This window comes from Paenibacillus rhizovicinus, from assembly GCF_010365285.1.
Classification (GTDB): Bacteria; Bacillota; Bacilli; order Paenibacillales; family Paenibacillaceae; genus Paenibacillus_Z; species Paenibacillus_Z rhizovicinus.
This window is the reverse complement of the sequence record NZ_CP048286.1, coordinates 3,859,076-3,879,280: the sequence shown is the minus strand read 5'-3', so window position 1 is coordinate 3,879,280 and position 20,205 is coordinate 3,859,076. Positions and strand designations below refer to the sequence as shown.

The 20,205-nt window shown below is 58.6% G+C and carries 17 protein-coding genes and 1 pseudogene; 7 read left to right on the top strand and 11 right to left on the bottom strand.

What is annotated here, in order from left to right:
- Positions 1-48: 48 nt before the first annotated feature.
- From GZH47_RS17445 to add, 3 genes are all read right to left on the bottom strand, one after another.
- A complete protein-coding gene (locus GZH47_RS17445; protein ID WP_112884929.1) occupies positions 49-249 on the bottom strand; it encodes a cold-shock protein in 201 nt (66 codons plus the stop codon).
- Between the two features lie 301 nt (positions 250-550).
- Entirely contained in the window at positions 551-1,627 is a 1,077-nt protein-coding gene (locus tag GZH47_RS17440) for a ThiF family adenylyltransferase (protein WP_162642059.1), read from the bottom strand.
- A 125-nt stretch (positions 1,628-1,752) separates the two neighbouring features.
- Positions 1,753-2,775 (bottom strand): adenosine deaminase, encoded by a 1,023-nt coding sequence (gene add, locus GZH47_RS17435; protein ID WP_162642057.1) that lies wholly within the window; start codon positions 2,773-2,775, stop codon positions 1,753-1,755.
- 235 nt (positions 2,776-3,010) lie between these two features.
- On the opposite strand from add, the gene GZH47_RS17430 reads away from it, so the two are divergent.
- Entirely contained in the window at positions 3,011-5,326 is a 2,316-nt protein-coding gene (locus GZH47_RS17430; protein WP_162642054.1) for a bifunctional diguanylate cyclase/phosphodiesterase, read from the top strand.
- A gap of 41 nt (positions 5,327-5,367) precedes the next feature.
- On the opposite strand, the pseudogene GZH47_RS34140 reads toward GZH47_RS17430, so the two are convergent.
- Positions 5,368-6,255, bottom strand: a pseudogene (locus GZH47_RS34140) (LysR family transcriptional regulator).
- A gap of 466 nt (positions 6,256-6,721) precedes the next feature.
- Here GZH47_RS34140 and GZH47_RS17415 point away from each other — a divergent pair.
- The 3 genes from GZH47_RS17415 to GZH47_RS17405 all read left to right on the top strand — a co-directional run bounded on the left by GZH47_RS17415 (position 6,722) and on the right by GZH47_RS17405 (position 10,680).
- Positions 6,722-8,089 (top strand): outer membrane protein assembly factor BamB family protein, encoded by a 1,368-nt coding sequence (locus GZH47_RS17415; RefSeq protein WP_162642047.1) that lies wholly within the window; start codon positions 6,722-6,724, stop codon positions 8,087-8,089.
- 727 nt (positions 8,090-8,816) lie between these two features.
- On the top strand, positions 8,817-10,058 hold the full coding sequence (locus GZH47_RS17410; protein ID WP_162642044.1) for a multidrug effflux MFS transporter: 1,242 nt from the start codon (positions 8,817-8,819) through the stop codon (positions 10,056-10,058).
- Between the two features lie 193 nt (positions 10,059-10,251).
- Positions 10,252-10,680, top strand: coding sequence for a VOC family protein (locus GZH47_RS17405; RefSeq protein WP_162642042.1), 429 nt, complete (start codon positions 10,252-10,254; stop codon positions 10,678-10,680).
- A gap of 48 nt (positions 10,681-10,728) precedes the next feature.
- Here the strand turns inward: GZH47_RS17405 and GZH47_RS17400 are convergent, their stop codons facing one another.
- From GZH47_RS17400 to GZH47_RS17375, 6 genes are all read right to left on the bottom strand, one after another.
- Entirely contained in the window at positions 10,729-11,859 is a 1,131-nt protein-coding gene (locus tag GZH47_RS17400) for a glycosyltransferase WbsX family protein (protein WP_162642039.1), read from the bottom strand.
- 116 nt (positions 11,860-11,975) lie between these two features.
- Positions 11,976-12,911: an AraC family transcriptional regulator gene (locus tag GZH47_RS17395; RefSeq protein ID WP_162642037.1), complete on the bottom strand. Its 936-nt coding sequence runs from the start codon at positions 12,909-12,911 to the stop codon at positions 11,976-11,978.
- A 19-nt stretch (positions 12,912-12,930) separates the two neighbouring features.
- A complete protein-coding gene (locus GZH47_RS17390; RefSeq protein ID WP_225446110.1) occupies positions 12,931-13,764 on the bottom strand; it encodes a sulfite exporter TauE/SafE family protein in 834 nt (277 codons plus the stop codon).
- A 242-nt stretch (positions 13,765-14,006) separates the two neighbouring features.
- Complete coding sequence (locus GZH47_RS17385) at positions 14,007-14,294, bottom strand: hypothetical protein (RefSeq protein ID WP_162642035.1); 288 nt, start codon at positions 14,292-14,294, stop codon at positions 14,007-14,009.
- 325 nt (positions 14,295-14,619) lie between these two features.
- Complete coding sequence (locus tag GZH47_RS17380) at positions 14,620-14,946, bottom strand: hypothetical protein (protein WP_404823689.1); 327 nt, start codon at positions 14,944-14,946, stop codon at positions 14,620-14,622.
- A gap of 25 nt (positions 14,947-14,971) precedes the next feature.
- A complete protein-coding gene (locus GZH47_RS17375) occupies positions 14,972-15,952 on the bottom strand; it encodes a quinone oxidoreductase family protein (RefSeq protein WP_162645299.1) in 981 nt (326 codons plus the stop codon).
- Between the two features lie 314 nt (positions 15,953-16,266).
- Here GZH47_RS17375 and GZH47_RS17370 point away from each other — a divergent pair, with 314 nt between their 5' ends.
- Both GZH47_RS17370 and GZH47_RS17365 read left to right on the top strand, forming a co-directional pair.
- Positions 16,267-17,082 (top strand): futalosine hydrolase, encoded by an 816-nt coding sequence (locus tag GZH47_RS17370; protein WP_162645298.1) that lies wholly within the window; start codon positions 16,267-16,269, stop codon positions 17,080-17,082.
- Positions 17,083-17,086: 4 nt separating this feature from the next.
- On the top strand, positions 17,087-17,920 hold the full coding sequence (locus tag GZH47_RS17365) for a 1,4-dihydroxy-6-naphtoate synthase (RefSeq protein WP_162642031.1): 834 nt from the start codon (positions 17,087-17,089) through the stop codon (positions 17,918-17,920).
- Between the two features lie 277 nt (positions 17,921-18,197).
- Here GZH47_RS17365 and GZH47_RS17360 read toward each other — a convergent pair whose 3' ends face one another.
- Complete coding sequence (locus GZH47_RS17360; protein ID WP_162642029.1) at positions 18,198-19,061, bottom strand: MBL fold metallo-hydrolase; 864 nt, start codon at positions 19,059-19,061, stop codon at positions 18,198-18,200.
- An 87-nt stretch (positions 19,062-19,148) separates the two neighbouring features.
- On the opposite strand from GZH47_RS17360, the gene GZH47_RS17355 reads away from it, so the two are divergent.
- Positions 19,149-20,093: an NAD(P)/FAD-dependent oxidoreductase gene (locus tag GZH47_RS17355; protein ID WP_162642026.1), complete on the top strand. Its 945-nt coding sequence runs from the start codon at positions 19,149-19,151 to the stop codon at positions 20,091-20,093.
- The last annotated feature ends 112 nt before the right edge of the window (positions 20,094-20,205 follow it).

The window sequence follows — 20,205 nt, the reverse complement described above, 5'->3', positions numbered from 1 at the left end:
CAAGCCCTGCGCATAAGCGCAGGGCTTGTTTTCAAGAAAACGGTAAAACTACAGTTTTACAACGTTTTCTGCTTGTGGTCCACGGTTGCCTTGAACAACGTTGAACTCAACGCGTTGGCCTTCGTCAAGAGTTTTGAAGCCTTCGCCGACGATTGCGGAGAAGTGTACGAATACATCGTTGCCGCCTTCAACTTCGATGAAGCCGAAACCTTTCTCAGCGTTAAACCATTTAACTGTTCCTGTTTGCATGGGGAATTACCTCCAAAATTAAATTAACATGTACTTTTTATTCGTGTTTGCGAAATAAAAAAATCACACATTGAAAAAGGTACCATTCACAAAATGACAACCCTTTTCAATACGTGAATTCAGGTGTTTTTATGACTAATGCCATCTTATCATATCCACTTTTGAAAAGCAATGAGCTTACAGGCTTTTACAAATCATTTATGGAATACCCAGTATCCATAATCAAAAGGAATGCGGCCGCTTGCTTCTGTTATTATAAACGGCCGCCGGGATTAATATACGCGCTTTCGCCAAAATTGCGCTAGGAGCCGATGTACCGGTCGTAAAGCGACTGCGCCCGCGCCAAATCTTCCGTGCCTTGAACGAGCACGCGCCCATCGGGGAAAATGACGAGCCGCTCCCCTTCCGGGAGCTCCGCGCGAAGCAGGTACGGATTCGACGTCAGCCCGCACGAGCGGCTCAGCTTTTCCTTGAGCAGCTTCAGATCCAGCCCGTGCCGGCCGCCGATCTGCACCGTTTCCCGTCCGCATAGCGTTACGGGCAGCGCAGCGCCTTCCTCGTGCAGCGACGGATATTGCTTGAGCCCGCAAGTCGGACAGCTGGAGCTCGGAGGCGGCAGCTTCATGTCCATGGTGCTGTTCCGCCAAATATCGATGGACAGCAGGCCTTGACGGCGGGCAGCCTTGTCGCCGACAAGCAGCTTCAGCGCCTCCGCCGCCTGAAGCGAGGCGACGATGTCTACGATCGGCGAGATGACGCCTGTCGTATCGCAGGTGTCGCCGGCGCTGTCGCCCGCGCCCAGCAGGCAGCGCAGACAGGACGTTTCGCCGGGCACGAATACCGCGGTCATCCCGTTCGAGCTGATGGAGCCGCCGTAGATGAACGGAATGCCGTGCTTGAAGCACACGTCGTTCAAGAGCAGGCGCGTGCCGAAGTTGTCCGTGCCGTCGAGCACGAGGTCCACGCCGTCGAGCAGCCGCTCGGCATTCGCCGCCGTCACATGCGACACGACCGGTTCAATGCGGATTTCACTGTTGATCAGCTTAAGCCTGCGTTCCGCGGCGACGACCTTGGGCCGCAGCTCCCGCACGTCGTCTTCGTCGTACAGCATTTGGCGCTGCAAATTGCTTCGCTCCACGTAATCGCGGTCAATTAAGCGCAGCCGGCCCACGCCTGACCGGGCGAGATGGTTCGCGATGACGGTGCCGAGCGCTCCCATGCCGACGACCGCGACATGCGCGGCTTCAATCTTGCGCTGCCCGTTCTCGCCGATCGGGGCGAACAGCATCTGCCTGGAGTAGCGCTCCCGGCGCTCCCGCTCCAAAGATTGTTCCTCTTGTTCCGTGCTTTGCTGCCGTTCTTCGGCGGATGTATCCATGTTCGTCCGCAGCTCCTCTCATGCCCATAGCCTGGCCTTCCGGGCGATCCGTTGTTATCTACCCGTAAGTATACGAGGAACCCATCCCGAAGTCGACCCTTGGCGAGGTCGTTTCGAGGTGCACGTTACAGACCCAACGCCATCAGCTCCGCGTCGATTCGCTTCAGAAGCGCCCTCTTGTCCGTCTCCTCCAGGAAAGCAGCCCGTGCCCCGTTGCGGACAATTGCCGCCAGTTCGCGGTCCGTGAAGCCGAACTTCTCCGCGGCAATGCGGTATTCCCGCGAAATATCCGTCGCGGACACGCTCGGATTATCCGTGTTTAACGTAACGTGCAATCCCACATCGAAGTACTCCCGGATCGGATAGACGCTCCAATCCGCCACGGCCTTCGTCTGAATGTTGCTGACGGGGCACATCTCGAGCGGGATATGCCGCTCAAGCATCATCTTCAGAATGTCCGGTCTCTCCCGCAGCCGAACGCCGTGTCCGATGCGGGAAGCGCCGAGGTTCTTGACCGCTTCGTAGATATTCTCCGCTCCGGCCGCTTCCCCGGCATGGATCGTAACAGGCAATCCGCGTTTGTGGGCGAGCGCGAATACGTCGCGGAACAGCTCGGGCGGATAAGCCGCCTCGTTGCCGGCAAGGTCCACGGCCCCTACGCCGCGCCCGGCGTATTTCGCCGCCGCTTCGATAACTTCGAGATTGTCCGCGCGGTCATGATTCCGCATGCAAATGGCGATGGCGCGCCCTTGGATATCGAACTGGCGCTCAGCCCGCTTCATTCCTTCAATAACGTAATGAACGGCCTCCTCTGCGCGCAAACCGCCGAGGCGGTGCAGCTGAGGCGCGAATCGCACCTCTATATAACGGCATTGATGCGCGGCGGCCTGCTCCAGCGTCTCGAACGCGACGCGTTCAAGCGCGGCGCCCGATTGCAGGAAGCGAGTCGTGAATTCGAACTTGCTCAAATATTCCGGCAGACTCCGGCAATCCTCGTCCACCTGCATATAAGGAATGAGTTCCGCTTCGTTGCCGGCCGGAAGCGGAATGCCTTCGGCTTCGGCAATCGCCATGACGGTATCCGGCCGCAGACTCCCGTCCAGATGGACGTGAAGGTCGACCTTGGGCAGCAGCTGCGATATATGCATAAGCGAGACACGCTCCTTTATCGATGAATGATCGTTTCCTTTGACATTTCGCCTGCACTCCTCAGAACCCTGCCCGGCACAGCGGTACAACGATTATTGTGACCGTGGCAGGATTTTTCACTCTGGCGAACCATTTCTTCATGATACTTTTGGAGGATATTGTCGATTTATGGCGAAATGATTACGTATACCGATATTTCCAAAACCTTCCGGTGGTTGAAAGGAGCCTCTCGTAATGCAGGACTGGTCAGAAGAAAGAAACGCCCGCAATATGCCTCTCCGCCGGATTTGGTTGACTTTAGCCGCCATCACGCTCGTCGTCGGCGTTTTTTTCTGGTGGATTGCCTCCTCCTATAGCAGCATCCTGCATAAAGAAGTCGGGCAAGACACTTCTTCCACATTGCACGCTCGCTCATCCGCGCTGAAACTTACGCTGGAACGCCGCCTTCTGCTGGGCGACGGTCTTAAGGCCTATGTCAGCACCGTGCTGCAGGACGGTCAATCATTGAACGATGCCGGATTCAACGCATTCGCTTCGCGCTTTATAGGTAATATGAACGGTGTCCGGAATTTATCCGTCTATCCTGGCGGTACCGCTACATTCGTTTATCCATACGATACCAACAAGACGATCCTCGGCATGAATATTTTCAAAAGCTCGGATCCCGAGGTCCTTGCCAACGCGGTGCAAACGAAATCCATTACCAGTCAAACGCTGCTCGGCCCTCGTGAATTGACGCAAGGCGGCATCGGCTTGATCTCCCGGCAATCCGTCTTCAAGGACGGGCTCTTCTGGGGCTTCGTATCCGTCGTACTGGACCTTCCGCCGATTCTGGAGGAAGCCGGGCTGACGCAAAACGATAACCGGATCGATATCGCGGTCAAAGCGGACGGGAAGCTTGTTTTCGGCCGGAAAGCCATCTTTGACGACTCTTCGGTCCTTACGTCGATCATGGTGGCGAATCAATATTGGGAGATTGCCGCCCTGCCCGGATCGGCCAAGCTCGACGCGTCCAATTCTCGCATAGAAATTACGCGGGGGAGCTGCCTGCTCATCCTTATTTTGTTGAATTATTTAGTATACGTGCAGCTGACGAGACGTCGGAAACTCCAGACGATGGTCCAGGAACGGACCATGCATCTCATCGAGGCGCATCAGCAGCTGGAAGCCACCTACGAGGAGCTGGTGGCGGCCGAAGACGAGCTTCGCGTGCAAAATTCGCTGCTCGAGTACAGCGAGGGCCAGCTGCGGCAGGTCGCTTATCGGGACGGGGTAACGGGATTGTACAATCGGGCGTATTTCCAGGAACGCTTGGAGGAAACGATTGCAGCGGCCGGAAACAACGGCCGTTCTTTCGCTTTGTTGTTCCTCGATCTGGATCAGTTCAAGCTGATCAACGACACGCTCGGTCATGCGAGCGGCGATCTCCTGCTGCAGGAAGTCGCGCACCGGCTGTCCATGCTGCTGAATCAGGACGAGCTGTTCTCCCGTATCGGAGGCGACGAATTCACCATTATTATCCCGTCCGTCGAGGAGGCCGATTATGTGCACGAAGCAGCAAGGCAGGTCATCGAGCTGTTCCAGCAGCCGTATATGCTGCAGGAGGTCGATTACTACGTGACGGCCAGCATCGGCGTGACGGTCTTCCCCGACCACAGCACGGATGCCGCCGAATTGATGAAATACGCGGATGCCGCCATGTACCGGGCCAAAGAGGAAGGCAAGAACAATTACCGAATCTTCGACGTTACGCTGATGGCGGACACGGAAGACAAAATTTATATCAAGAACAGCCTGCGGCGCGCGCTCGAGAACAACGAGTTCGAAGCGCATTACCAGCCTCAAGTCGAAATCGAGACCAACCGGATCGTCGGCCTCGAGGCGCTCATCCGCTGGAACCATCCGAAGCGAGGCATCATTCCGCCGTCCGTCTTCATTCCGATTGCCGAAGAAAGCGGACTTATGGAACAGATCGGCGAATGGATGCTGCGCAAGGCGTGCCATCAGAACAAAGCCTGGCAGGACGCAGGTTTGCCCCATGTCCGCGTCGCGGTCAATCTGTCCGCGCGCCAGTTCAGCCGGCGCAGCCTGCTATCCGGGCAAGTCAAAGCGATTCTCGCCGAAAGCGGGCTGAACCCCGCCTATCTGGAGCTTGAAATTACGGAGAATACCGCCATGCTGGCGGACAATTCCGATACCTTGCAGGAACTGCAAAATCTCGGGATGACGATTTCCATCGACGATTTCGGCACCCAATATTCCTCGCTTAATTATTTGAAACAGCTGCCTGTCGACAAAATCAAGATCGACCGCTCGTTCGTGAACGGTATCCGGAAGGAGCCGAAGGACGAGGCAATTATTCTCGCCATGCTGCTTATGGCCAGCCGCATGAATCTCTCCATCGTCGCCGAAGGCGTGGAGACGCAAGAGCAGCTCGCTTTTCTGCGCGAGAATCACTGCTATGCGATTCAAGGCTACTTGTTCTATCGGCCGCAGCCGGCGGACGCCATGGAACGGATCTTGCGCGAACACAAGGCGCTTCCGCACTGACGCGTTGCCGGAGTCGATTTTCAGAAAGCCCTTCGCTTCATCTAAACCGTGTGCAGCGTCTGGGAGCCTTCTGTCAGCAGTTGAATCAGATATTGCATGGACGGAGTCATATATTTGCGCTTATGGTATACCAGCTGCGTGAAGAAGGAGAGGTCTTCCATGCAGAGCGGCACCGTGCACAGCATTTCCTTCTCAAGCTCCGATAGAATCGTAATCTTCGGGATGAGGGCGATGCCAAGCCCGTAATACACGCACTGCTTGATCGCCTCCATGCTGCCGAGCTCGAAGGCGAGCCTGTACGGAATCCGCCGCGCCTTCAGCTCCCTCTCCAACCCGCCGCGGTAGGTACAGCCCTGCTCCGTCATGATGAACGACTCTCCTCAGAGCTGCCTCCACTCCACGACATCCTGCTTGGCGAACGGATGATCCTTGCTTGCCACGACGACCAGTTCTTCCTTGCGAATGACGATGCTGTTCAATTCCGGGTCCGACAGCGGCACGTCGAGAATGATGCCCATGTCCGCGTCGCCGTCCCGAACCGCCTGCATGACCCGCTCCTCGTGCGCCGGCTCCAGCATCACCTGAATATGCGGGAACACCTGACGGAACCGTTGCAAGTACTTCGGAAGATAGAAAGCAGCCATCGTTTCGATCGTGGAGATACTCAGATTCCCGCATTCCTGCCGCCCGATCACGGCCTTCGATTCCTGGAACAAGTCGGCGATCTGATTCGCGTAGAGCAGCATCTGCTCGCCGGATTGGGTCAGGCGCATTCTGCGGCCGAACCGCTCGAATAACGCAACCCCGTACTCCTGTTCCATCTTCTGAATCTGCGCCGTCACGCTTGATTGCGCATAACCGAGCTGCTCAGCGGCCTTCGTGAAGTTCTGCCATTTTGCCACCTCGCGGAACGTGAGGAACTGCTGCATGTCCATGCCTTCCACCCCCCTATCATCGGAAAAAGCGATTGTAGTTATCGAATATTATAGATAACTGCGATTCGCAAGTACATGATAAACTTCTCTCTAACCATGAAAGGGAATGGATGCCAGAAATTCAATATTCGAGTCACAGGGGCGTGATGAACCATGTTAAATCACTATGAGCATCAGAAGCTCGCCGAAATAAAAGAAAAAGAGATTAGCGAGCGGGCGGACGAACAATGGATGTTCGAGCCGGAATTCGGGACTGCCAAGCCGAAAAGCAGCATCCTGAAGAGGATTAGGACAGCGCTGGCGGCGGCGTCCGCAAAGAGGAAACAGATGGAAAAATAATCCGTCTCCTAGCAACCTTATCCAGACGAGTTTCGTTTGAGAAGCATACCTGCCAAAACGCAACGTTACGGCATGAACGCAGGTACGAATTCGAACTCATCGAAATGGACGGTGCTAATAAATGAAGAGATCACGTTGGATAAGCTTGAAAACGATGGCCGCGCTCGGTATGACCACAGCCATCGCGATTACCGCGGTTCCGAAGGGCCAAGCCGTCGTTCACGCGGAGCAAGCCGTCGTCAGCACTTCCACGGGGCTCTACGGAACGGTGACGGCGCCGGCCGCCAAGCCGCTGTGGAGCGTGCCGCTGACTAAATTTGATCAGTACGGCACGAGCGTGACGACCGCGATTGCCGAGGAAGGGCGCGTGTTCGCGCTCATAGCGGATGGCCAGCTCGCCGCCTATGACGGTCCGAGCGGACGAAAGCTCTGGAAATACGGCGCCGGCCTGAAGCCTTTGCTGACCTATAATCAAGGCGTTGTCTACGGCTTGACGAAGGACGGTTCCATCTATGCGGTCGGCACAGACGGCAGCAAGAAATGGACGGCAGCCATCCATGCGGACAAGGCTGTCAGTATCAACCCTGTCGGCGATACCATCTATGTCACGCAAGACCTGACCCTCTTCGCGCTGGACCGCGCAACCGGCAAGCTCCGCTGGAAGACGGCCGAGACGGAAGCCATGTACGAAGCCGGTTTGACCGACGTAACGGAAACCGACGGCATCGTGCTTCGAACCTACATGGTGCAGGGGGCGCTGTCTTCAACTCAAATCAATGCCTATGACAAGAAAACCGGCAAACAGCTGTGGACGCGGTTCCATCAGAACTCGCCGCTCGCCGTGAAGGATGGCGTGGTCTACTCCGTCGTGGATGTGAGCATGCCGAGCGATGACGTCCCCTTTCATAGGAACTTGAGCATCGCGGTGCTCAATCTGAAGACCGGGGCATTAAAAGGTACGCGCGTCTATGAATGGACGATAGCCCCGGATTCGCCCGGCCGGTATTCGTACGGCGGCGCGAACGGCTCCGCGTTCCTGGACGGCAGCGACCTGTACATCTACCAGGATCAAGCCGTGGCCAAGTACGACTTCAATGCCTACGCCGCTGGAGGAAAACCGGTTCAGCGCTGGTCTGCGCCGAATGCGGCCGACTTCCAGCCGCTCTATAAGGCGCATAACGGACGGCTGCTCTATCAGAACTCCAACACGCATAACTTCGCGGTACTTAAATTGGCTAACGGCCAAATAAGCGGATTCCCGAACGGCATCCAGCCGGTGCAAACCGACCTGTACGGCAATGGCCTCTTCGTCGCCCGCGCCGACGGTACGCTGGACGCTTATGATTTCGCGGCGTTCAAGCCGGCGTTCAGCGTGAAGACCGGCTCCGGCAGTTTCGAACCGACGCTGAAATCCGGCAATATGATCTTCATCCGCTCCGGCGGCTCGTTGTATGCCGTGAAGCTGCCGGCGAATCTCGCGACCGGGTAAGCCGGCGCGAAAGCGCAGGTGCGAGGGCGCTGGCGCGAGGGGCTGGCGCGAGGGCGCTGGCGCGAAGGCGCTGGCACGAGGGCGCTGGCGCGAAGGCGCTGGCACGAGGGGCAAGCTTCTTGCAAGCACTGCTGGGAGCGGCCTACTTGCTTGCTTTGCTTGCTTGCAAATGTCGGTCGCAGTCAAGCATGAATAGACGCATCCCCCTTCAGGGATGCACCCGAGAGTGTCGAGAAAGTCCAGCGGACTTTTCGGCACTTTTTTATTCGGCTGTACTGAGTACAGTACATACCTCATTTTTGTCGGTTTTCTGTCCATGTAGTGTACTGGGTACAGTACGTGCCCCAGTTTCGCCTGTTTTCTATCCATGTAGTGTACGGGGTACAGTACATGGCCCAGTTTCGCCAGTTTTCTATCTATGTAGTGTACTGGGTACAGTACGTGCCCCAGTTTCGCCTGTTTTCTATCCATGTAGTGTACGGGGTACAGTACATGGCCCAGTTTCGCCGGTACAGAGCTCAAACTGTCCAGGCCTTCTCGATCGTCCGAGGAGCATCTCCTCTTCGGAGAAGCTTCTTATTTGTCGGATTCAGAGGCTCGGATGAGTTCGCCCGCCGTTCGTTGACAGCCCGCCGAACATGTAACTATAATGATTACAGCTTTGCAAAGAACCCGGTGAAATTCGGCAAACCGCTTGCTTTCACGGGCACGGAAAGGAATTATTACGATGTCTTCCCCTTCGGAATTATCCGCCGCGATGCCTCGTTCCAGGCGGCTCTGGACGGCAGGCGTGCTCGGCTCTCTGAGCGCTTTCGGCCCGCTCTCGCTGGATATGTACTTGCCGGCTCTTCCGAAGCTGGCCGACGATCTGCATACCAGCACGTCGCTCGCCCAGCTCAGCCTGACGGCCTGCATGATCGGCCTTGCGCTCGGCCAGCTGTTCGCCGGACCGATCAGCGACGTGCGCGGCCGCCGCGGTCCGCTGCTGATCGGCCTGCTGCTCTATACGGTCTCTTCATTGCTGTGCGCCATGGTGCCAAGCATCGGCACGTTCATCGCGCTCCGTTTCATCCAGGGATTGGCCGGCTCGGCCGGCATTGTCATCTCGAGGGCAATCGTCCGGGATTTGTACAGCGGCACAGAGCTGACGAAGTTCTTCTCCCTGCTTATGCTGGTGAACGGCATCGCCCCGATCGCCGCGCCGATCGTCGGCGGGCAGCTGCTTCACTTTACGAATTGGCATGGCGTATTCGTCGTGCTCAGCGCGGTCGGTCTCGCCATGTTCATTGCCGTGCTGCTCGGACTGCCCGAAACGCTGCCGGCTTCCCGCAGGTCTAAAGGCGGCATTACGAATACGCTGAAGACGTTCCGCGGACTGCTGGCGGATCGCGTTTTCATGGGCTACGCGCTGGCGCAGGGCTTCGTCATGGCGGCGATGTTCGCCTACATCTCGGGCTCGCCGTTCGTGCTCCAGGACGTGTATGGCGTATCGCCGCAGACGTTCAGTCTCTGCTTCGCCGTCAACGGCCTCGGCATCATATGCGCAAGCCAAATCTCCGGCCGCCTTGCCGGCCGGATCAACGAGACGAAGCTGCTCGTGACAGGGCTTTGCTTGGCGGCGGCCGGCGGCGTTACGCTGCTCGCCATGCTGCTGGCCCATGCCCCGCTCGGCTTCGTGCTGCCGCCATTGTTCTTCGTCGTCGCAAGCGTCGGGATGGTCACTACCATGGGCTTCTCGCTTGCCATGCGCAATCAGGGCCATGCGGCCGGCAGCGCTTCGGCTCTGCAGGGCCTCATGTCCTTTATCTTCGGCTCCATCGTAGCCCCGTTCGTCGGCATTGCCGGGAGCGATACGGCCGTGCCGATGGGCATTCTGATCGCAGCGCTCGATGTGGGCTCCGTCGTACTATTCGCGACGCTGGTCGGCCGCGCACGCAAATCATCCGCCACAAATCCGCGGCCCTATTGATTAAGCTTCCAATTCACCAATCCAATTCAACGTCCCCTTCATCTTTACCAAACTTTTACCTCCTCCGGGAGGTTTTTTTCATAAAAATCATTGCGAACAAATGTTCGATTATATATAATGAGGTTACGGCCCATACTGGTTAAGGTTGCCTGCCCATGGAAGCCCATTTCAATTACCGAAGGAGAGATTCGTAATGACTGCTCGTTTGATTCCTTACCTCGTTTTGAACGGAAATTCGCAAGAAGCGATCGATTTCTACGTGAGCGCGCTGGATGCCGTTCCGATGTTCAAACAGACGTTTGGCGAAATGCCTTCCAACCCCGACTTTCCGCTGCCGGACTCCGCAAAGGACCGGATTGGACATGCGATGATCAAGGTCGGCGAATCCGATCTCATGTTCTCGGACACCTTCCCGGGCCAGCCGCACCAGGACGGCAGTCAAGTAACGATTTGTCTATCCACGAACGATGCGGCGCAAGCCACTCGTTACTTCAACGCCCTGTCCGATGGCGGTACAGTCAACGTGCCGCTCCAAGAAACGCATTTCAGCCCGGCATACGGCAGCGTAACGGATAAGTTCGGCATTCAATTCCAAGTGATCGCGGAAGTCAACCAACAATAACGACGAAGGGCTCTGCTGCCGATGATTCGGCGCGCAGAGCCTTCTTCATTAAGTGCCGAATACGCGCTTGATCGCTTCCAGGTAAGCCAAGCCGTTCTTCGTATCGGGTTCCAGATAGCTGCCTTCCGTCCATTCGTTCCACGCATTAACCGTAAAGGCTCGGAAACCGTTGCTATCCCGCTCCAGAAACTGCTTCATTCGCTCCAGCGACAACCGAAACTGCTCAGGCGTATTGCCCGACAGCATGCTCATGAACGGGTACCCGAGATTGTCGAAGCGATCCGACTGCACGGTGCGCGGCGAGGAATCCCAGCCCATCGTCACGTTCGGCAAATACGGCAGTTCGTATTGATGGGTGAATGTCTCCCAGTCCTCCGCCGATTGCAAGGCAATGTCGGCATACGGCGTCTCCGGAAATACCGGCAGCTCCCGATGATGAATCCACACATACGAGCTCACGCTGTCGACGCCCAGGACAGCCAGCAGCTCGTTGCCGTTCGTGATTCGCTGCTCGCCCGGCAAGATTTGAACACCCCAGACGACCGCATTGATATGCAGTTCGCCGAGTCCCGCTGCCCGTACGCGTTGGCGAAAATCATCCAGCGCTTCGCGTGTCTCTTCGATGCCGCCGAGCCCTTTCACCAGACTCATCAGCTCATAAACGGAGAAATACAGCTTGCCGTCGATCCGCCAGTAGTTCGGACGGCGGAAATAGGCAGCGATCATATGATCCGTCGCCCTCGCGAACGCCTCGCGGCTCACCGTGCCTTGCGCCAGCGTATTATACGGCTTGTTGCGCGGCGCCGGATGAATATCGATCCAATCGTGGTTGGCCCACATCAGCGCGAAGCGGAGCCGCTCGTTGTTGGCCGCGCCGAGGAAGCCCTCTTCCAGCGCCCGTTCCAAGTACGGCCCGTCCTCATACCAGTACCAGTCGAATATGAACGTATCTACGCCATGGTCCGCCGCGGCATCGATTTTCTGCGCCATCTCAGCCGGATTCGCCTCATCCGTATAACCCCATAGCGGCTCCTTCGGCAAATCATGACCCTCGAAACGAGGCGTCGCCCGCTTCACCAGCTCCCATTCCGTCCAGCCTTCGCCATGCCATGCCTCGTTGCGTTTATCCACGTGATAATTCGGGAAATAGTAGACCGCGACCTCGTACGGTTTCGTCATTATGACCTGACCTCCAGCAACGATAGAATCAACCTGCTGCCTTCATCCTACTTCAGCGGCGAGGGCGCTGTATTTGGAGCGCAAGCGCGATCTTTTGCACAAACGGCGAAAAGCCGCTATTCACCCATCGGCTGCGCGACACTCCGCAGCGAATCCGCATACGCCCGCGGCGGAAGCCCCTCCAGCTTCTTGAACAGCCGGCTGAAATAATGCAGATCCGCATAGCCGCACCGCTCCGCGATTTCGCCGACGGAGAGACCGCCTTGGCGCAGCAGCATTTTCGCCCGCTCCATGCGAAGCCGGGTCAGGTATCGCGTCCAGGACAACCCCGTTGCCTGCTTGAACAAGGTTCGCGCATATTTCAGCGTCATGCCGTACCGGCCGACAATCGGCTCCAAATCGACTTCCCCCTGCAAGCCGGGTCCATGCATCAGCGCAATCATCTCCGTAATCATCGCTTTGTGCGGACTGTCCTGGCGAATGCCCTCCGCCGTATGCGTTTCTTCGAGCAGCAGGCCGATGACGTCAAGCAGGCAAGCGCGCATCCGGGCTTGGAAGCCGAACGGTTCTCGCTCGAACAATGCCAGCAGATCGGCGAACCGCTCCCCGAACCGGTGCGAAGCGACCGTCGAATAGAACGGCGGCAGCTCGAAATCCGCAATCGTCTGCAAGGGACGTTCCAACAGTTCCTCCTGCACCGGCACCTCCGGCAAATTCGCGTAATCGACCTGCACGTAGATATCGTCGGGAAAATCCAGCTCCCGCCCCATGTAGGCCAAATCGAAATGGCAGGCGTAATAGGCGAACGAGCCGCCCGCCGGCACTCTGCACGCATTCACCGTCAGCGGCGGAATGATATGCAGATCGCCCGCCTGCAGCGGCACTTCCTCATCGCCGAGCGTAAACAGCGCGCTTCCGCGCACGATATAGATAAATTCGTAATCGTAGATTACGCGGCGGGGCACCCGATAATGCTCATCGCCCTCGTTATAATGGACATACCGCACGTAAGGGGCCAATTGCTGCAGCCCGATCGGAATGGTCGCCGTCACGCCAGCCGCCGCCCCCTTCTTAAGTGATGATCATCCGCAGCGCGAACAACAACAGCGCGCCGCACATAATCCGAATCAACAGCACGCTGCCGATGCGGCGCGAGATGCGCGCCCCCAGCCATCCGCCGATCAGCGCTCCGGGCGCCAGCGCCAACACGAGCATCCAATCCCACTCCCCGCGGGCCAGATGCATGCCGCTGCCGAACAACGCCGACACGAAGATCACCGCCATCGACGTGGCGGAAGCAATATGAGGCGGGAACCGGAACAGCAGCATCATGGCGGGAATAAGCAGCACGCCGCCGCCGATGCCGAGCAGCCCGGCAATCAGCCCGACCGCGCCGCCGATGAGCAGCGCCGGAAGCGCGTTATAGCCGTACTCCTGCTGCATGCCGGCAGCGTCGGTATAGGTCCGCACATAACGCCATTGGCCTTGATACGGCTTAATCCGGTTGCGAAACAGCAAGAGGACGACCATGAACAGCATGAAATACCCGAACGCTTTGCGGAACGCGTCCGGATCGAAGAGCGAGGTCAAGCTCGCCCCCACCAGCGAGAAGGGACCGCTCGACAGCGAGAAGAATAAGGCGCTGCGCAAATCCGCCTTGCCTTCCCTTACGAACGTCAGCGTCGACGTAAAAGACGTGAAGACGAGCGCGCCTAGCGAGACGCCGACCGCCAGCGTCGTATCGATGTCCATGCCAAGCATGGACGAGCCGAGCAGGAGCAGCGCCGGTACGATAATGACGCCGCCGCCGAGTCCGACAATGGCGCCAAATGTCGAAGCGAACAACCCGAGCACGAACATAATCAGCAATGTGGGCGCATCCCACATCGTCATTGCCAAATACACAAGCCTGCACCTCATGTCGCTTTTGAATGAATGGAGTCGACCTCGCAATTTCCAAGATCTATGTCTTATTATAGCGAACCGGCCGGCCTTTTCCCATTCCGTCCGAGCAGATTCCTCCGTTCCGGCGCAGTACTTCGGGCAGGTCCGCAACTCCGCTCTGCATGCAAAAATAAGGGCTCCCCGCGTCCACGTCGGACAACAGGAAAGCCCTTATTGTTTATTCAAAATGATTAGTATCATAATTACGCTTCGTCTTCCGCCGCCTCATCGGCAGCGTCTTCGACTTCCTCCTCCGCATCGGCTTCTTCAGCAGCTTCTTCGGATTCGTCGGCTTGCGCTTCTTCCTCTTCGGCTGCTTCTTCGGAAGCTTCCTCCGCTTCCTCCGCTTCTTCAGCAGACTCTTCGGCGTCCTCGGACGCTTCCGCTTCTTCTGCTGCTTCTTCGCTGGCCGCAGCGATCTCTACAACTGCTTCAAGCTCGTCCGAAGCTGCTTCGGCATTCACTTCCACGATCTCTTCTTCATGGCTCATAGTACTCACCTCCTAGGCTGTGATTACTATAATTGTAGCGCTTTCATTAAAGGAAACAAGGGTGTAAAATGTCGCTTCCTGCGAATATCCAACTTTATTTTCGGATGCCGGGACTGCTTGCCAAAACCCGTCAGCTTGCGACAAAAACGGTCCGCAAACGGCAGTCGTTCCGCTACAACCGACAGCCTTTCTCCCCTTGTCCGCCGCCGCTAAATGGACCTGCGATCAAGCCGCGGGCGATTTGGTTGCCCAGCGGGCGACGGTACGCAAAAAGGACAGCAATGGCTCTGCTGTCCTCTTCGTTCTCCGGCGTATACGGCCGTTATTAATCGATGTAGCCGGCGATGCCTTTGTCCATCAGATAGTCCATTTCCGCGTCCAAAATCCGTTCCACGGTCAACTCGTCCGATTTCAAACCCGGGCGGCTAAGAATATAGTCCACCAGCTCGTCGCTGTCGATGTTCACTTCGCCGTTCTTGTCTTCTTGCGCGCCGTTGATGAACGTCTGTTCATGCTGCAGTACCTGCTCGACCAGCTTGGCGTCTGCTTTCGTTATGCCGGCGATATGCTGCACCAGCTCGATCATGTTGATTTGCTCGCTCACTTTGGATACACCCCTGTGCTCATAGTTGATTTGATGCCATTGTAACATAGAGGCGGCTCCGCACTCAAAAAGCTTACGGCATGAGCAAAATCTTGCCCGTGCTCTGCCGGCTCTCGATGAACCGGTGCGCATCCGCGCCGCCGGCCAGCGGATAAAGCCGCGGTGCCGCCAGCTTCAGCCTGCCCCCCATAATATCATCGAACAGAGCAGTCGAGCGCCGGATGCGATCGTCCGCCGTCTTGACATGATTCCATAAGTCGCCGCCGGTCAGCGTCTTGCTCGTATCCATCAACATCCGCGGATCGATTAACGGGGGATCCCCGCCGGCCATGCCGAAGAAAACGACCGTCCCCCGCGTACGGACCGCCCTGAAGCTCTCCATCAGGGTGACGCCTACCGAATCGAAGGCGACATCCGCGCCTGGCTCGCGGTGATCCAGAGCAGCCGACCATTGCAGGCAAGCGTCTGCCCAGCCGTCGCCGTACATCACCGCCGCGTCCGCGCCGGCGGCCAGCACCGACCGGCGCTTAGCTTCGCTCGACGCGAGGCCGAGCACATGCGCGCCCTTGGCTTTGCACAGCTGAACAAGCAGCTGCCCGACGCCGCCGGCCGCGGCGTGAACGATCACCTGGTCGCCCGGCCGGACGTCATAGCTGTCATTCGTCAAGTAATGGGCGGTCAGCCCTTGCAGCAGCACCCCCGCGGCGGTTTCGAAGCTGATTCCGTCCGGCAGCGGAACGATCCGGTCCGCCGGCACGATGACGAGCTCCGCGTTCGCGTGCGGCGCATCCGCGAAGCCGACGCGATCGCCGACTTGTATGCCTTGCACGTCCGGGGCCGTCTCTTCCACGATGCCGGCCCCCTCGTACCCGAGAATATAGGGCGGGTCACCGATAAGGTGATAGTTGCCGCGGCGGCGATAGACGTCCGCGTAATTGAGCCCGATCGCCCGCGTGCGCACCTTGACCGTTCCCGGCGCAAGCACGGGGTCGTCGACTTCCTCCAGCGCAAGCACCTCCGGCCCGCCGAATGTGCGAAAAACCAATGCTTTCATAACGTTCATCCTTTCTTTCGACTCCTCCGCTAGTTTACCCGAATTAGCACGGGAACGCTCGGATCCGCCGTTGACGCGCGAGATGCTGCATACTCGTTCCGCTTTATTCCAACACTACGAACCATCTGGCAGCAATTAAATTCTACCCGTGCCAACCATGGGGGAATGGCCAACCGTCCGAGTTGAATGTCTCCAAATACAGCGTTAGAATAAGAAAGATAGTAACTCGATATTTTAAAGCAACCTGCCCGCGGCCATCCCGAAGCGATTGGCCATCGCGGCTCTTAAACGTTCGTTTGACAAGGAGGTCCACTATGGGACACGAGGATAACATTGCCCGCGGCCGCGTGCTGATCATCACCGCGGTCGAAGCGGAGCGCGATGCCGTGCTGCGCGGGCTCGGAGGCGACGAACGGTTCCATGTCGTCGCTGCGGGCGCAGGCCCGGCGGCGGCGGCGGCGGGGACCGCGTTCGCGCTCGCGGCCGCCGGCCAAGCTTCAATTCCGGTGCGCGGCGAATCCGCGCCAGCCGAGGTAGGCCCTGCGGAGGAACTCTTGGGCAGCGCGTCTTTCTCCGGACTGGAAGCTGCCGGAATGGCTTCGACTGTACCCGATTCGCCGGCGTCGGCCCAAGCCGGCGGCTACACGCTCGTTATCAGCGCGGGCATCGCGGGCGGCTTCCCCGGCCTTGCGGCCGTAGGCTCGCTCGTCGTGGCCAGCGAAATCATTGCCGCCGACCTCGGCGCCGAGACCCCGGACGGCTTCCTCAGCGTGGACGAGCTGGGCTTCGGCTCGTCCCGCATCGGGGTCAACGCCCGCCTCGCGGGCGATTTGGCCGCAGCCATCTCCGCGGCCGGACTTCCGGCGAGCACGGGACCCGTGCTCACCGTAACGACCGCGACGGGCACGGCCGCCACCGCCGCGGAGCATGGACGGCGCGTGCCGGGCGCAGCGGCCGAAGCCATGGAAGGCTTCGGCGTGGCCTCGGCCGCGAAGCAATTCGGCCTGCCCGCGCTGGAGCTGCGGGCCATCTCCAATGCGGTCGGCCCGCGCGACCGTTCCGCTTGGCGGATCGGCGACGCATTACAGGCGCTGGAACGCGCAAGTCAGATTTTGAGAGAGGTGCTCTAATTCTATGAAAATCGCATTTTCACCCTGTCCGAACGATACGTTCGTCTTCCATGCGTTAGTCCACGGGCTTGTGCCCGGCGCGCCGGAATTCGAAGTGACCTATGCCGATATCGACATCACCAACAACTGGGCTGCCGCCGGAGAAGGACCCGAGGTGCTGAAAATCTCCTACGCCGCCCTGCCTTGGGTGCTCGAAGATTACGCCTTGCTGCCTACCGGCGGCGCGCTTGGCCGCGGCTGCGGGCCGCTCGTGCTGACGAAGAACGAAATCGCCAATCCTGCCGAGCTGGCGGGCAAACGAGTAGCCGTTCCGAGCGAACGCTCGACCGCCTACCTGCTCTTCCGACTCTGGGCGGCGCAAAATATCCCTGGCGGCAACCTCGACATCGTCGTCATGCCGTTCCATGAAATCATGCCCGCCGTGCGGGACGGCGCGATCGACGCCGGGCTCGTCATCCACGAGGCCCGCTTCACGTACCAGAATTACGGCCTAAGCCTGCAAACCGACCTCGGCAGCTGGTGGGAATCCGATACCGGCCTGCCGATTCCGCTCGGCGCCATTATTGCCCGCCGCTCCCTGGACGCCGCCTCGCTGACGAAGTGGATTCGCGCATCCGTGGAATACGCCTGGGCGAACCCGGAACTGTCCCAAACGTACGTGATGGAACACGCGCAGGAAATGTCGCCTGACGTAGCGAAGCAGCACATCGCGCTCTACGTCAATGAATTCAGCGCCAGCCTCGGCGCCAGCGGGTACGCGGCGATCGAATCGCTGCTCGGCCGCGCCATGAAGGAAGGGCTCGTTCCGGCATTCGATCTGGCCAAACTGCGCGCGTAATTCGGCTCCGACACAGCCCCGTCGTGCTATCCAGGTACCTATTGAAGCAGCCAAAGCCGCATGATGCGGCTCTGGCTGCTTTATTTATATATGTGCGACGCTGTTACGGCTGCCGTCTGAATACTGATGCTGCGGTCGTCATCCAGGCCTCTCGAATTGCCGGGCGCTGCTCGCCATCTCCACATTATCGATACTGTCTGTTCAGCCGGTCGGAATCTCGCCGCTGTTCAACTGCCGCTCTGCTCCCCTGCTAACCAGCCCAGCCTTATTCGCCAATTCAGACTTCCTCCGCCGGCCCCGTCCCCAGCTCTTCGTTCAGCTCCCGCTCGAACAGCGTCTGATTGGCGCGATGGAATTTGCGCATATTGCGCGGGAAGCGACAGCCTTCGATGAGTGCGTCGATCGCCTGCTGGTCGTTCGCGCGAACGCCGGCGCGCATAGCGGAGATATATGCGACATCGGCGGTCTGGCGTCGTTTCATCTCGGCCTTATCCGTCGTCGAGGCGCCGTGCCCCGGGATTAGCCGTACAATTTCGTGCGCATCCAGCATCGTGTCGAGCTTGGCGACCGCCGATTCATAGAGCGTGCTGCTGTGGTAAATATACGGAAACTCGATATCCGACCAGTAGTCTCCGGCAACCAATAGCCCCAGCGGTTCCACGACGGTGAACAAGCCGTCATCATTGTGGCCGGGCGACAAGTAGAACGTCAGTCTCAGGGAACCGGATGCACCGAGCGTCAGCTGCTGCCCATCATGAGCAATGGCGTGCGTAACGTCCGGATAGCTGATTTTATAATTCCGTTCGAGGTAGTAATCGTCGTCGAAGGCCAGTATTTGCTCGATGATCGCCGCCTTGGCTTCATCGCTCTTGCCCGCCAGCGCAGCCGACGCAATGACCTCCGCATCCGGAAAAGCGCCATAGCCGATGATATGATCGAAATCCGAGTGCGTGAACAGCACGTATTTGCGTCTACCGCCTTCGGCCGCTTCATCCGCGTACCGCCGGATTTCTTCCACCTCGCCAGGCAGCCAGCACGGGTCGACGATCAACACGGCATCCGCTGTCTGGATGACGGTCGAGGTCGTTTTGTAGAGCGCGCTCTCGAAAATCGTCAGAGCGCCTTTTCGCATTTTTATCATCGCCCGCATCCCCCTTACTCAGTTAACGTACATAGAACCATAAATTCGCGCCAAACTAACGGGTATCTTCCAAAAGGAGCCATCCCTATGATCTACGACTGCATCATCGTCGGCGGCGGCTTGGCCGGCTTGCAGGCAGCCATTCAGCTCGGACGTTACAATGCATACCGCGTGCTCGTCATCGATTCCGAAGACGGCCGCTCTGGCTTGTGCCGCAGCTACCGCAACCTGCTCGGGTACCCCGACGGCGTGTCCGGCGAAGCGCTCCGGCAAGCGGGCCGGAAGCAGCTGCAGACCTATGGCATCGCTATACGGCGCGACACGGTCACGCACGCCGAACCGCTCGCGCCGAACGGAGGATTCCGTCTGAAAGGTACCGAAGGCGATGCTTACGAAGCCCGGACGGTGCTGCTCGCCACGGGCGTCATGGACCGGCTTCCCGATTGGCCGGGACTGCGCGGCTGTCTGGGCCTCAGCGTATACGTCTGTCCGGACTGCGACGGCTATGAGATCAAAGGCCGCCGAACGCTCGTGCTCGGAGCCGGCGATGTCGGCGCGCGCATGGCGCTGACGCTGCGGACATGGACGGACCGACTGGTCTATTTGCGCCAAGAAGAGCGCGAGCATCCGCTGAGCCCTGAACTTGCGAATCAGCTGGAAGCGGCCGGCATCCCTCATCGGGCGGCGCCGGTGCAATCCATTACAGCGACGGACGGCTGCACGCTGACGGGCGTCGTCCTAGCGGACGGCACGGAAATCCCAGCCGATCGGGCCTTCGTAGCCTTCGGCGGCAACGAGGTCCGGTCGCAGCTGGCCCGTCAGTTGGGCGCGCGCTTGCATGAAAACATGCATGTCTGGACCGATTCCCGCACCAAAATGACGAGCGTTGCAGGACTCTGGGCTGCCGGCGACATCGCCTTCCACTCCGAGCAGGCGGCCATCGCCATGGGCGACGGCGCGCAGGCCGCGATCTGGATTCACAAAACGCTCCAGGAGGCGCGGGCCGGGAAGGAGGCTCAGTCTCTTTCTTGAGCCTGAGTCTGCCTGAGATTGAGCCACCCACAGTGATTTTCCAACTAAGCGAGGGTTTGCGGTTGTACGATATTTCGTACAAACCCCGGCAACCCGCTACCTCACACGTTAC

Bases quoted from the DNA above. Each gene is read 5' to 3' on its own strand.
- GZH47_RS17445 (WP_112884929.1), bottom strand. From the start codon at position 249: ATGCAAACAGGAACAGTTAAATGGTTTAACGCTGAGAAAGGTTTCGGC.
- GZH47_RS17440 (WP_162642059.1), bottom strand. From the start codon at position 1,627: ATGGATACATCCGCCGAAGAACGGCAGCAAAGCACGGAACAAGAGGAA.
- add (WP_162642057.1), bottom strand. From the start codon at position 2,775: ATGCATATATCGCAGCTGCTGCCCAAGGTCGACCTTCACGTCCATCTG.
- GZH47_RS17430 (WP_162642054.1), top strand. From the start codon at position 3,011: ATGCAGGACTGGTCAGAAGAAAGAAACGCCCGCAATATGCCTCTCCGC.
- GZH47_RS17415 (WP_162642047.1), top strand. From the start codon at position 6,722: ATGAAGAGATCACGTTGGATAAGCTTGAAAACGATGGCCGCGCTCGGT.
- GZH47_RS17410 (WP_162642044.1), top strand. From the start codon at position 8,817: ATGTCTTCCCCTTCGGAATTATCCGCCGCGATGCCTCGTTCCAGGCGG.
- GZH47_RS17405 (WP_162642042.1), top strand. From the start codon at position 10,252: ATGACTGCTCGTTTGATTCCTTACCTCGTTTTGAACGGAAATTCGCAA.
- GZH47_RS17400 (WP_162642039.1), bottom strand. From the start codon at position 11,859: ATGACGAAACCGTACGAGGTCGCGGTCTACTATTTCCCGAATTATCAC.
- GZH47_RS17385 (WP_162642035.1), bottom strand. From the start codon at position 14,294: ATGAGCCATGAAGAAGAGATCGTGGAAGTGAATGCCGAAGCAGCTTCG.
- GZH47_RS17380 (WP_404823689.1), bottom strand. From the start codon at position 14,946: ATGTTACAATGGCATCAAATCAACTATGAGCACAGGGGTGTATCCAAA.
- GZH47_RS17375 (WP_162645299.1), bottom strand. From the start codon at position 15,952: ATGAAAGCATTGGTTTTTCGCACATTCGGCGGGCCGGAGGTGCTTGCG.
- GZH47_RS17370 (WP_162645298.1), top strand. From the start codon at position 16,267: ATGGGACACGAGGATAACATTGCCCGCGGCCGCGTGCTGATCATCACC.
- GZH47_RS17365 (WP_162642031.1), top strand. From the start codon at position 17,087: ATGAAAATCGCATTTTCACCCTGTCCGAACGATACGTTCGTCTTCCAT.
- GZH47_RS17360 (WP_162642029.1), bottom strand. From the start codon at position 19,061: ATGATAAAAATGCGAAAAGGCGCTCTGACGATTTTCGAGAGCGCGCTC.
- GZH47_RS17355 (WP_162642026.1), top strand. From the start codon at position 19,149: ATGATCTACGACTGCATCATCGTCGGCGGCGGCTTGGCCGGCTTGCAG.